The organism is Sphingobacterium siyangense (assembly GCF_007830445.1).
Lineage (GTDB): Bacteria > Bacteroidota > Bacteroidia > Sphingobacteriales > Sphingobacteriaceae > Sphingobacterium > Sphingobacterium siyangense.
The window spans coordinates 1-13,459 of sequence record NZ_VLKR01000019.1; the positions used below are offsets into that span (position 1 = coordinate 1).

A 13,459-nucleotide genomic window follows, 5' to 3' on the forward strand; every position below is an offset into this window, starting at 1 on the left:
ACAGCTGCCCGATACGAAAGACGAAATTAAGCTAGATAACAGCGTAAAGGCTGAACCTGAAAACAACAGCACAGAAACACAGGAACCCGCTGCCAGTAAACCCACGGGCTTCAAACCGAGATTCAAAGCTGGCATAACAAAAATTGACAAAAAGGAAGAATAATTTTCACTACATTTAGACTGATTTTTTTAATTATTTTTAAATTCCGATTAAAAACCAAAGACCAATGTTAAAGGAAGAAAGACAAGCATTCATTATACATCAGATTAACCTACATAACAAAGTTTTATCGTCAGATCTAAGTGTTCAACTGAATGTGTCTGAAGATACAATTAGACGTGACTTAAACGAACTCGCGGAGAATGGAAAAGTTCTAAAAGTCTATGGTGGGGCATTATCAAAATCTTTTCAATTCCCATTTCAGGATGGAAACGTATATGCCAAGGAGGCAAAAAAAGAAATTGCCAAGAAAGCAAGCACTTTAATCTCCAATGGAATGACTGTTTTAGTCGGAGGCGGGACAACCTTAATTGAATTAGCGAGAACAATACCCGATCATCTTCAGTGTACGTTTTTTACTATAAGTCCATTAGTTGCACTAGAATTGGCCGAAAAGCCAAACCTTGAAGTCATTTTAGTTGGCGGAAAACTTTCACGCAATACAAACATCGTTTCCGGAGCCCAAGTCGCTAATGAATTGGCAGATCTTAAGGTCGATCTTTGTTTGTTGGGAACAAATTCTCTTTCAGTAGAAGATGGGGTGACCGATTCAGACTGGGAGGTGGTACAAATCAAACGTGCGATGATTAAATGCTCAAAAAAAGTGGCTATTTTAAGTATTGCTGAGAAACTAAATTCAGTTCAAAAAATGAAAGTTGTGCCGTTACGTGATATTTCTTATTTGATTACCGATGTCAATCCAACTGATGTTTCCCTAAAAGAATTTGCGAATACAATTGCAATACTTTAATATTGCCGCTCATTTAATTTAGCATGTCATCGCAAACGAAAAATGACTCTTTAAAATCAAAAACAACAAAAGGACTGCTATGGGGTGGTATGGCCAGTATCATCCAGCAGTTTTTGGGCTTCGGCTTCGGCATCCTACTAAACCGTAAGCTAACAGCAGAAGATTATGGTTTAGTAGCTATGATCACCATCTTTTCTGTTCTCGCCTCCGCTTTTCAAGAAAGTGGATTTGTGTATGGAATTGTCAATAAAAAAGAAGTTGAACATAAAGATTATAACGCGGTATTCTGGACAAGTGTAGGAATTGGAACATTTATTTATATTGTTTTATTTTTTGCGGCTCCTCTTATCGCCTTATACTATAATCAACCAGTACTTGTAGAACTTAGCAGATTTACTTTTTTATCCTTTTGGCTAGGTAGCTTTGGTATTGCGCACAATGCTTACCTCTTCCGGAATTTAAAAATCAAAGAAAGAGTCATCACAGGCACCTTTGCGCTTATTGCATCAAATATAGTCGGGGTTTATTTAGCCTATAAGGACTACGCCTATTGGGCATACGCGATCCAAATTGTCTCCTATAGTGGTTTCAATATGCTTGGATTCTGGTATTTTTCCAAATTCAGACCTACTTTCCAGTTCGATTTCCGACCTATTCGCGACATTTTAGGATTTAGCAGTAAAATACTAGTCACCAATATTTTCATCAACATCAACAAGAATATATACGCAGCGATCTTAGGCCGGCATTATACCGCTGAAGAACTGGGATATACCGTGAATCCTAATCGTTGGAGCATCATGGCACAGAATATATTGACCAATATGGTCAATAATGTGACACAGCCCATTTTAAAGGAAATAGAAGATGATAAGGATAGACAAATTCGGGTTTTTCGAAAACTAATTTCCTTTACGGCCTTTTTAGCCTTTCCGATGTTATTTGGTTTAACAACTGTAGCACAAGATTTCATTACTATTGCGATCACCGATAAATGGGCACAAAGTGCCATATTTCTTCAAATATTTTGTATTGGCGCTGCATTTGATTCTGTAAGCAATGTTTTTTCCAACCTCATCATTAGCAAGGGAAAACCCGAAGTTTATATGCGGAATATCATCGTGTTTGGTCTGCTCCAAATCGCTATTCTATTCTTCGGCAAATCATTAGGTCTTGAACTACTCATTGGATTAACCTCAGCATTAAATGCCCTCTGGATATTCGTTTGGTATGCTTCCGCTAAACCTTATATGAATTATTCATTTCGTTATCTTCTGGCAGATATTTTTGCTTATGCATTATTGGCAGCTGCCAGTTGTATTGCAGCTCACTATGCCACCGCAGCTATCGCCAACCTCTATCTACGGTTTGCAAGTACAATTGGAGTGGCTGTATGTGCATATATCATTGTCAATAGAATCTTTAAACCCAGCATTTTGTTGGAATTATTCCACTATTTCCTAACAGTTATCCGAAAAAAATAGATGGCCAAGATTCTCACCATAATCGTCTCTTATAATTTTGAGCCTTGGATCCACAAGTGCTTACCCAGTCTATTGGATTCGAGCTACCCCACAGATATTTTAGTTGTCGACAACAATTCGGGAGACAATACCACACAGATCATAAAAGAAACGTATCCGACAATAAGACTAATAGAAAGTTCCGAAAATCTGGGTTTTGGAAAGGCCAACAACATCGGACTTGACATTGTTTTGAAGGAAGAATATGATTATGCATTTTTAGTCAACCAGGATGCCTGGCTGGATCGGGACTGCATCGCCAACTTAGTGAAAGTAAACGCAGACAATATCGGAATTATCTCGCCTATTCACTACGATGGAACCGAAACAACACTGGACCATGGTTTTGCTTTATATACAAAAAATGCTACTAGCGAAAATTCGCATCGCATTTGCTCTTTCGTCAACGCAGCATTTTGGTTTATCCCCAACCCAGTGATCAGAAAAGTCGGTGGTTTCGCGCCGATCTTTTTCCATTATGGAGAAGATAAGGATTATGCCAATCGCATCAAGTACTACGGGTTAAATATCATTCTCGCAGACAAGGCCAAGGCCTATCACGATAGACAACAGCGTAAAACAGACCGAAAAACCTTTCTGAAAAGCGAATTTGTATATCATTTGACAGAGTATTGCAATATCAATTATACCTTTGTAAGATCTTTTTCGATGGCCGTATTGGCGAGTCTGAAAAAAATGGGAGCTTCAATTTTTAAAGGTCATATTTTTGAAGCAAAAAGCTACTTAAACATTGCTTTTAGATTGCTGGGCAAATCGGGAGCAGTTTATCGTACTCGTCTAAGCAACAAAAAAGCATACAACAAAATCTATTGATAAATGAACAATATTGCTCCAGTCATACTTTTTGTGTACAATCGTCCTGATCATACAATAAGAACACTCTCAGCTTTAGAACAGAACAAGCTTGCAGACCAGACTACGCTTTACATTTATTCGGATGCTGCAAAAAACGAAAAATCTGTTCAAGCTGTTATTGAAGTCCGAAAGATTATCAACCAGTCCCGGAACTTTAAAGAAGTTATTATTGTCGAACGAGCAGAAAATTGGGGTTTGGCGGCCAATGTGATCGACGGAGTTACAAAAGTGGTTAATGCACATGGAAAGATTATTGTTTTGGAGGACGATCTGGAAACTGCTGTATTTGCCCTAGATTATTTCAATCAAGCACTGGAGCGCTATAAAGATCAAGATCAGGTGATGGAGATCAGCGGTTATGGTTATCCACTAAAAGATTTAAATAAACTGCCTGAGACCTTCTTTTTTCGGGTCGCCAATAGTTGGGGCTGGGCAACCTGGGACCGCGCCTGGCAACATTTCAATCCGAATATTGATGAACTTGTATCGGATTTTACGGCCGAGCAGATACATCAATTCAGTATAGAGGGAAAAGAAAACTTCTGGAAACAAGTGCAGGAATTTAAGGCCGGAAAGATCAACTCTTGGGCGATACGCTGGTATGCTTCTGTATTCAAAAAAAATGGGTTAGTTTTGTATCCAAGGAATTCGATGACACAGAATATTGGCAACGATGGTTCGGGTACACATACAGCTGCGGAAGCAACTTATCAGGTTACACTAGCAGAAAGCCCTGTACGGTATTTTCCGACGGAAATTTCAGAAAACAAGCAAGCTTATGAGGCCATCAAGTATTTCTATGCACATCGGAAAGGATCTTTATTCAACCGTGGCATCCGATTCCTGAAGAAGAAAATGAATAAATTCAATATATAAACAACATGTCTGCTCATCCCAAATTTTCGATTATAACTGTCGTTTACAACAATGTGCGTGACATAGAACACACCCTGAAATCTGTTGTCAATCAGAGCTATGATCATATAGAGTATATTGTCATTGATGGACAATCAACTGATGGAACATTAGAGATCATCCAAAAATACAGGGATAAAATCACCGTTCTACTCTCCGAAAAGGATAAGGGGATCTATGATGCAATGAATAAGGGATTAGCCTTAGCAACAGGTGATTATGTTCTTTTTCTAAATTCAGGAGATGAGATCTATGATCTCAACAGCATTGAGAATCTTGCCAAACTGAGCGATGACGCGGATATTCTTTACGGCGAAACTATCCTCGTAGATGACAATCGAAATATTATTGGTGAACGGAGGCACAAAGTTCCGGTTCATTTCGACTGGAAAAGCTTTCGATATGGTATGAATATATGCCATCAGGCCATCTATATCAAGCGGGAAATTGCCGAGCCATACGATCTCAATTATAAATTATGTGCTGATATTGACTGGGTTATTCGTTGTGCCAAAAAGGCAAAAAAAACAGTCAATGCACAGCAATATGTAGCCCGGTATCTTGTGGGTGGGATGTCAAAACAAAGACATAAGGAATCCTTGAAAGAGCGCTTCGCTATTTTCAAACACTACTATGGGACCATTCCCAATTTATTCAATCATGGCATCATCGCACTAAAAGCTATTTGGTACCGTCTTAATTATGGAAAACCCCAAGACTAATGTTAAATCCTGAAATCTTAACCGAGCTTGTTACAGTAAAGATGCCCTTTGGTAAATATCAGGGCTACACGTTATGTAACCTTCCTGAACCCTATCTAGTCTGGTATAACCAAAAAGGCTTTCCAAAGGGAAAGCTAGGCCAGCAATTAGCGACACTCTATGAAATAAAGCTTAATGGCTTGGAATACCTGCTCGAACCTTTAAAGAAAAGGTGACGACGGTCATTTTATTCCACTTATTATTTTTTGTAGCTTTGCACTAAATTTATTTTTAGCATTAAACGCCGTTTGCAGCGGTATCAATGAATATCATGACACAATATCAAACTTTGCTGTACTATTGTTACAGCCCTATCGAGGATGCCGAAAAATTTGCATCAGATCACTTAGAATTTTGTAAATCTCTGGACTTGGTTGGCCGTATCATTGTCGCTGATGAGGGTCTTAATGGAACTGTTTCAGGTACTGTAGAGGCCTGTAAAAGCTATATGGATGCCATCTATGCCGACGGTCGTTTCAACAAAACAGAGTTCAAAATTGACGCTGTAGATGAACCGTCATTCATTAAAATGCATTGTCGCTATAAAGCCGAAATCGTTCACTCTGGCTTGAGAGATCCAAAAGAAATTGACCCTAACCGTCAAACCGGTGTGCACCTTGAACCGAAAGATTTCTTAGCTATGAAGGACCAAGAGGATGTGGTTGTATTGGATGTACGTTCAAATTACGAGCACAATGTTGGTCATTTTAAAAATGCTGTTACCTTAGATATTGACAATTTCCGCGAGTTCCCTGAGAAAATCAAAGAGCTTGAACAATATAAAGGAAAAAAAATATTGACATACTGCACAGGGGGTATCAAATGTGAGAAGGCATCTGCTCTTTTGTTAAAAGAAGGCTTCGAGGACGTTTATCAATTACATGGCGGAATTATCAAATACGGGAAGGAAGCTGGTGGCGAAGATTTCGAAGGCCAATGCTACGTCTTTGACAATCGTGTTACAGTTGATGTAAACTCTGTCAACCCTTCCGTGGTATCGACCTGTTTTAATTGCGGTAAGCAAACCACTAAAATGATCAACTGTGCCAACCCGACTTGTAATGAACATTTCACACAATGTGATGAGTGCGGCTGGGAGATGGACGGATGCTGCTCGACAGCATGTAAAGAAAACCCCAATAAACGTGAATATGACGGAACAGGATATTATGTCAAGGTACCTCAACCCGTCAATATTGACAAAATCAGCAAAAGAAAACATAAAAATTTCCCGCCGAAAGTATCGGTCGAAGATTAATACGAATTGGACAAAAGTGATGAGGTCGGAAGCTACATACTTCCGACCTCATCACTTTTAAGATCTGCGTCATCTTAACTTAATCCCGTACTAGCTTTTATCAGGACAAATAATAGCTTACTTTCCAAACATACCGGCTATCGAATCAAGAATATTTCCCTTCGCCTGTCCATCGTTATTTTTATCAAAAAAACTACCTGCCAGCCCGCCCAACATGTCCGTAATATTACTCCCTGCTGCTGGCTGCTCTGTTGTTTGGGGCTGTTCTTCTTGGCCACCGCCTAAAAAAGAACCCAAAATACCGCCCAACATACCACCACCTGCATTTTGTGATGTTCCGCCACCTAGTACAGAACCAATTAAATCACCAATCCCTCCGCCACTCGAAGCCTGCTTTTGTTGCCCTAAATACCCCATTACGATTGGAGCAAGTGTGGCCAGTACGCCTGTCACTTGAGAAGAGCTCAAGCCTGCTTTATCCGCAATATTCTGTGTCACGACTTCAGTATTTTGGCCAAACATATGGTTGACAATTTTATTGCCATCTTCAGATCCATTCTGCTCCGTTCCTCCCTGTCCGAATAGATCACCAATTTTATCGAGTATTCCGCTATTGCTATGCTGATCAATAGCATTGTCAATATTTTCTGCCTGGCCTTTGTTTTTCGCATTGTAGTTCAATGCAGCAATCATCAAAGGAACTGCCGCCGCTACTATCCATTTTGCTTTAGATTCACTGACACCAGTAATTTTTGAGATAGTCTCTATCGCTTTAGAGCCTACTCCGCCTGTAACTAAATCTGTTAAGTTCATAAGTCTTCGTTTATAGTTATATCATGAAGATAACGATTTTTTTTGACGAGTTGAGATAATACCTGATTATAAGAAAGCCTCATTGGATTGTGTAATCCGATGAGGCTTTCTTATAATCAACTTTTTAAATTAATAACTTTTATAAATAGCGATATCATCCAATCCCAACCTTCCGTTATTAATCACATTGTTACTTGTTCCTAATCCAAGCTTGGTAACTCTAAAGCGTACTGCCCCCTGAATATTCATTAAGAATACAGCCTGTTTTGAATTCATGCTCTCTGTCGTTGTATGGGCATCTGAAATAGACTCACCTGTTTGTGTCCAAGTTTTCCCATTGTCCGTCGAATATTCCAACTTAAATGTGCTCGAGCGATCTGTCCAGTAGGAGCCATACCAAATAGTAACTTTTGACGCGCCATTTGGCACATCGAAATTCATTTGTACATAACCGTCCACATTTAAATTCTGCTGCATTCGGATAGCATTTTTTCCAGAAACAATACGGTCCCGTCCAGCTGTATTCCCTAAAATAGCTTGATACAGATACCATTGTCCTGTCGGAAAAGAGACCGCGTTTTTATCCTTCATGTCGTAGCTACCTTTCACGCTTGCATCGACAGCATCAAAAGTTTCGGGCCAACCTACATACAATTTACCACTTGCATAAGCCATATCAGCATAACTCTGCATCCTAACTTGTAGCTTTTCGCCCTCCTTAAATGCAATCCCTCTGAAAGAAGCACTTGGAGCAATAGATTGTCCAGCAAATGTCGCATTATCTTGTGTATGTAATGTAATCTCATTTTTATCACCATCCATCAAGATTTTATCTCCTTTCAATGCTGTCCCGGCAGCGGGTTCAGGTTCAACATCAGCTGTAATATCGATATAGGTTGATTCAAACTCATCAAACTTCGACTTTAGACTTGAAACCGCAACAGGCAATGGAGCAATGTTATTACCAGATGAGTAGACTTTAAGCTGCTGATTATTGTCGACTGAAAGAACTAATAAGCCATCTTTTTTAATCAGCTTTGAACCACTAATATTGATCTGAACCGAATCTCCAAATTTAAATTCAGACGCATTCGGAACCTCTACCAGTATGCCGCGGCGTTGATTTCGCCAAATATTCTGTACAGCAAGTGTATTTTCCGGAAGATTCTTATTTTCCACGCGCGAAACGACCACTGCTTTGATATATTGCGCCCCTTGCAGCGAAGACTCATTAAGCTGTAAATCGGAATTTTTATACAGACTGCGTAGCGTATACAATGATATTTCAGGATTTAGTGTCCCTATAGATTCATTGACGTTGTCTTTGATACAACCGGACAGTAATACTGACATTGCCAGCACACTGCATAGTATTGATTTTAACTTTTTCATTGATTAGTTGATTGAAGGTTGCCACCACATTTTTTCATTTATCCCATCTCCCCCCATACGACTCACAGCATCCTGATAATTTACTTTGTTTAAAGATTGTACAATTGTTGGATAATTTAAACGTACCGGCATTTTCCCTTGATTCAACAAGCCCGGACCTTTGTATAAATCCAACAATTGGGTCCTGCGGTACTCGTACCACTGTTGGAAATCCGTAAACAACATTGCGTAATATTTTTGCAAATGTATCTTTTTCAATTTCGCATGATCACTGTCTGTAGCCAGCAATTGAACCTTGTCACTAGCTAGGTAAGTTGTTGGCGCTGTTAATCCCCAATATTCCATGGCTGCATTCACTCCTTTTAAATAGGCTCCAGACGCATCGACCTGAGCATATCCTCTCAGACCACATTCAGCAATAATAAATTGCAACTCTGCATAATTCATAATATTTCCCATATGTGAGTCTGCTTTTAAGCTTGTTAAAAGAGTTGATTGTTGTTCCGGAACATTACCTCGTTTGTATCCGGACTGCATACCACCATACACTCCTAATGTAGCCTCAGTCGCCCAAATTTTTAATCGTGGGTCTGAAAGGTCCAACAGATTATTAATAAAAAATTCTGAATAGCCTTTACTTCCATTAAAATCTATGTCACGGCTATTAAAATAAGGGTTCATGTAAGGCTGTACATTGGTGTAATATAAAGCTGCTGTCTCTGCATTGCTTTGCATCACCGGATATTCGGCGGTATTCGTTTCTAATATTTCTTTGATCTTTGCAACGGTATTGGTCTCCGATTTATGTGCTATACGCAGCAATAATCGCAGATATAAGGAGTTGCCGAATTTCTGCCATTTTGCAGGATCAGAATTAAATATAGGATCCATCGCCAAATTGGTCGATTCAACAGCAACCTTACCTTTTAAAAGCGTATTGGCCTCTTCTAATTTTCTGAAGATATCCGCATAAATATCGGCCTGTTTATCAAATACAGGAGTTAAATTACTATCACTATACCCTTTATTGCTGTCCGTATAAGGTACATCACCATACATATCGGTTATTAACGAACTCACCCAAGCATCCAATATAAGCGAAATACCCTGGTATGTCTGATAACCCTTCTGCTGCCCTTCCCCCGCCTTCTGATAAATATCGCGTATATTCGTCAACTGCACGTACCAACCGGACCAGGTAGATTCAGCTTCTGACGGCCTGATTTCATACCGTTGAATCTCCAAAGCATCATTTACCGTTACCGTCACTTGCATAAGCTCATTATTGATGCGCATATTACGAGACAAATTTGTGTTTAGCACATTAAGTAACGCTGGTGCTATGAGACTTTGTGGTGCAGCCGCAGAAATTGCATTTGGATTTGTATTTATCGCAACAAAGTCTTTAGTGCAGCCCTGTAACATCCCGCAGGCTGCCAACAAAATAAAACCTTTTCTTATATTCTTTTTCATAATGCTCTGGAATTAAAATGAGAATGATAAATTGACACCCATTGTGCGGGTTGAAGGGAACTGGGCAATCTCTGCGCCTTTCTCAATACCGCTTGAATTTAGCGATCCAAACTCTGGGTCAAATGAAGGCCATTTGGTCATGACAAACAGATCTCTTCCGTACACCCCAATTGACACGCGCTCAATTTTCAAACGTTCAACAAAAGACTTAGGTAATGTATAGTCAAACCTGACCTCACGAAGCTTTATAAAATCGGTGGAAAACGTATTTGATTCTATATTATCCCGGTTAAAATGTTTCGCATAATAATCTCCAGCAGACGCAACAACTGTATTCTTGCTGTAGCTTCCATCACTATTCTTCACAACACCATCACCGATAATACCGTTATATCGTCCCGGAATTGTCTTTTTTAATTTTCCCTCTTCCATCAATACGGCATGTGTTAAAGAATAGCCTACCCCCCCAAACTGGCCATCAAACAAGAAATTAAATCTAAATCCTTTGTATTTAAATTCATTCCCCCAACCGAATTTGGTCGTTGCATTTGGATTACCTATATACATGTTCTTTTGTGACAATACAGGAAGTCCATTTTCATAAATAATTTGACCATCCTGATTCCGCTCATATCCGAGTCCGTAGATATCACCAAATCGTTTACCGGGTATGGCCACAATTGTTCCTCTACTCCCAAACAAAGTGGAAAGCACTAACTCGCCTTGCAGATCCGCAGGTATGGAAATAACTTTCGAATCATAGCTCGTAAAATTTCCATACATATTCCAATTTAAACCATCTTTCTTCTTGATGATATCGCCAGAAAGCGCAATCTCTATCCCCTTATTACGTACCTCTCCAGCATTCGTAATTTGATTTCTGAAACCACTTGAAGGATCCAGCGGAGACTCAATAATCTGATCAAATGTCGAGTTGGAGTACAAAGTAAGATCTAATTTGAGTCGATCTCTGAACATTCTAAAATCTGTCCCTATCTCATAGGACCGTGTACTTTCAAACGTCAGGTTTTCATCTGGAACCGTAGTTGGATTCCCAAGGCCCCCCGTGGTTCCTTCCACACTGCGGTAGCCATAAGAGTTTAGATAAGGACGTATCCCCCCACTCCCGACTTGAGCAATCGATGCTCTTATTTTCCAAAAATTTATCGCTTTTGGCAGGTTCAGCATTTGGGACATAACAAAACTCGTATTAAGCGAAGGGTAAATAAATGCGTTAACTTCATTCCGTTTTGGCGAGGCCAATGTACTCGCCCAGTCAATACGATTTGTTGCATCGACAAAAATCATATCCTTATAACTATAGTTTACCAAGGCATATAAACTATTGGCTGCATATTCGCTGCGAAGGGGGAGGTAAATAACTTTTTCCCTGGCATTTGCAAAATTATATTGGTTCGGATAAATTAGACTGTTAGCGTAAGCATCATCTTTAACATACTTATTGTGCATTAACGAACCACCAACCGATGCGCCAAATTTGTGAAGACTGCTCCGTTGATTGTTATATTGCAATAAAAAGTCGGAGATAATTTCTTGGCTATTAATTGACTGCTCGCGGTAATAGCCATAAGCATATTTATAGGTATCAAATGGCCTTGATTGTTTGCGCTTATCATAGCTCCAATCGATTCCCGTCCGCACCATCAAATTCAATTCCTTGTTGAATTTATAATCTGCCTGTAAATTTCCAATAATATTGTTTTTATCCTGCGCATTGATCATATCATAAGATATGGTTCTTGGATTATCCAACAGGTTTGAAAACGGAGTCATCTGTTCAATTCCCTCCTTTCCCGGAATCCAATTCTGCTCAAGCCAAGCTGCATTCACATTCGGCACAATACCCCGCACAAAGTACATGTAACTTTGATTGTTATAACCGCTATTTGGTAAATTATCTGATCCTCTATTATTAAAATTAATTTTTGTTGAAAGGCTCAGCTTATCTGTCACCTTGTTATTAAACTGCATAGCGATGGTGTTCCTGTTATAACCCATGTTCGGAATAATCCATTTGTTCGTGACGTTGGTATATGAAAACCTCGAACTAGTCTTTTCTGTTGCTCCTGAAATACTGATTGAATTGGTAGACGTGAGTTCCGTTTGGAAAAGATCTTTTCTGTTGTTTTCATAGGGTCTCCACAATGTCCGCTCTGGAGGTGTCAAACGATAGAAATTAGGATCGTACTGGTAATAATACTGACCATCAAATTTTGGTCCCCAAGCAGAAGACGTACTTAAAGTACTTGCACCATCCTCTGACTGCCCATAAGAATAATAAAGATCCTGATCAACCGCGCCTTGCCCATATTCATATTGATAGTCAGGCCATCTATTAATCGTCCCGATTGCCGTATTTGAATTAACAGATATGCCAATCTTATTTTTAGCACCTTTTCCCATTTTCGTAGTAATAATCACTGCGCCATGTGCGCCACGGGAACCGTAGAGCGCTGAGGCGCCGGGCCCTTTCAATACAGAAACGGATTCGATATCATCTGGATTTATATCCGCCAATGATGTTCCAAAATCTACAGGAGAATCACTATCCAAGTAATTGGAGTTACCATTACCGGTCATTCGTGCACTTGCCCCCATGACAACACCATCAACAACAATCAATGCGGAATTATCACCTGTAAAAGATGTTTCCCCTCTTAAAATAATCTGATTGGATCCCAATGGTCCTGCACCTGACTTTACCAAATTCAAACCAGCAACTTTTCCTGTTAGGGCATCTGTCCAGTTGTTTGAAATTGCATTCGTCAATTCCTCGCCTTTTACCGTGCTAATGGAATAACCTAACGCCTTTTCTTCCCGCTGTATACCCAGTGCTGTTACAACGACTTCATTAAGCGCCTCGGATCTCGCACTTAAAGAAATTTTAGCATCCAATTGGCTGGATGAAAACGTCCTCGTCTCCGCTTCGTAGCCTATCAACTGAAAACGGATCGCTGCTCCTGATTCAACTTCAATATCGAAATTACCATTCCGGTCAGTCGCTCCTTTAACTACACCTGCTGCAAGGATTGATACGGATGCCAAGGGTTCTTTCGTCTGATTATCGACAACTTGACCTTTTACTTTAATCTTGGTCTGCTTAATTGCATGCACAGCGTGATCAGATCCCAGTGGAGCTGCTATCGCCGTAAAATCTGTAGTGCACGCAATTGCTAATGCCGCAAATAGCACTTTCGAGGAGGAGTGCCTCAGATTAATTTGGATAGGGTTAATACTAAACATAGTTATTGGTGTAAATTGTTAATTTTCAATTTGGCACAAAAATATATTCTTAACAAAAAGTATACTTTAACTTAATGTTTTCTTTTTGTTAACAATTGTTTCGAATATCATTTCTTTTTAATGATATTATCATTGTTTAAAATATTTAAAAAATGTATTGAAGTCCGCATCGGCAGGAATATCACACATTAGGCTCGATCTAAAGCGATCGCT

The 13,459-nt window shown here is 39.5% G+C and carries 11 protein-coding genes; 7 read left to right on the plus strand and 4 right to left on the minus strand.

What is annotated here, in order from left to right; all coding sequences use genetic code 11:
- Positions 1 to 227: 227 nt before the first annotated feature.
- The 7 genes from IQ31_RS16650 to trhO all read left to right on the plus strand — a co-directional run bounded on the left by IQ31_RS16650 (position 228) and on the right by trhO (position 6,304).
- Positions 228 to 971: a DeoR/GlpR family DNA-binding transcription regulator gene (locus tag IQ31_RS16650; RefSeq protein WP_046673148.1), complete on the plus strand. Its 744-nt coding sequence runs from the start codon at positions 228 to 230 to the stop codon at positions 969 to 971.
- A gap of 23 nt (positions 972 to 994) precedes the next feature.
- Positions 995 to 2,455 carry a lipopolysaccharide biosynthesis protein gene (locus IQ31_RS16655; RefSeq protein WP_075990238.1) on the plus strand — a complete coding sequence of 487 codons (1,461 nt, stop codon included), beginning with the start codon at positions 995 to 997 and terminating at the stop codon, positions 2,453 to 2,455.
- Positions 2,456 to 3,328 (plus strand): glycosyltransferase family 2 protein, encoded by an 873-nt coding sequence (locus tag IQ31_RS16660; RefSeq protein ID WP_145328744.1) that lies wholly within the window; start codon positions 2,456 to 2,458, stop codon positions 3,326 to 3,328. It begins immediately after the preceding gene.
- 3 nt (positions 3,329 to 3,331) lie between these two features.
- Positions 3,332 to 4,246, plus strand: coding sequence for a glycosyltransferase (locus IQ31_RS16665; protein WP_145328746.1), 915 nt, complete (start codon positions 3,332 to 3,334; stop codon positions 4,244 to 4,246).
- 5 nt (positions 4,247 to 4,251) lie between these two features.
- Entirely contained in the window at positions 4,252 to 5,007 is a 756-nt protein-coding gene (locus tag IQ31_RS16670; RefSeq protein ID WP_075990241.1) for a glycosyltransferase family 2 protein, read from the plus strand.
- Positions 5,007 to 5,222: a DUF3820 family protein gene (locus tag IQ31_RS16675; RefSeq protein ID WP_046673143.1), complete on the plus strand. Its 216-nt coding sequence runs from the start codon at positions 5,007 to 5,009 to the stop codon at positions 5,220 to 5,222. The genes IQ31_RS16670 and IQ31_RS16675 overlap by 1 nt, the downstream gene beginning before the upstream one ends.
- Before the next feature lie 95 nt (positions 5,223 to 5,317).
- Complete coding sequence (gene trhO, locus IQ31_RS16680; RefSeq protein ID WP_145328748.1) at positions 5,318 to 6,304, plus strand: oxygen-dependent tRNA uridine(34) hydroxylase TrhO; 987 nt, start codon at positions 5,318 to 5,320, stop codon at positions 6,302 to 6,304.
- A gap of 117 nt (positions 6,305 to 6,421) precedes the next feature.
- Here the strand turns inward: trhO and IQ31_RS16685 are convergent, their stop codons facing one another.
- The 4 genes from IQ31_RS16685 to IQ31_RS16700 all read right to left on the minus strand — a co-directional run bounded on the left by IQ31_RS16685 (position 6,422) and on the right by IQ31_RS16700 (position 13,246).
- Entirely contained in the window at positions 6,422 to 7,117 is a 696-nt protein-coding gene (locus IQ31_RS16685) for a DUF937 domain-containing protein (RefSeq protein WP_145328750.1), read from the minus strand.
- A gap of 129 nt (positions 7,118 to 7,246) precedes the next feature.
- Positions 7,247 to 8,509 carry a DUF5689 domain-containing protein gene (locus IQ31_RS16690; RefSeq protein ID WP_145328752.1) on the minus strand — a complete coding sequence of 421 codons (1,263 nt, stop codon included), beginning with the start codon at positions 8,507 to 8,509 and terminating at the stop codon, positions 7,247 to 7,249.
- Positions 8,510 to 8,512: 3 nt separating this feature from the next.
- A complete protein-coding gene (locus IQ31_RS16695) occupies positions 8,513 to 9,982 on the minus strand; it encodes a SusD/RagB family nutrient-binding outer membrane lipoprotein (RefSeq protein WP_145328753.1) in 1,470 nt (489 codons plus the stop codon).
- Positions 9,983 to 9,994: 12 nt separating this feature from the next.
- A complete protein-coding gene (locus IQ31_RS16700) occupies positions 9,995 to 13,246 on the minus strand; it encodes a SusC/RagA family TonB-linked outer membrane protein (protein WP_145328755.1) in 3,252 nt (1,083 codons plus the stop codon).
- Between the last annotated feature and the right edge of the window lie 213 nt (positions 13,247 to 13,459).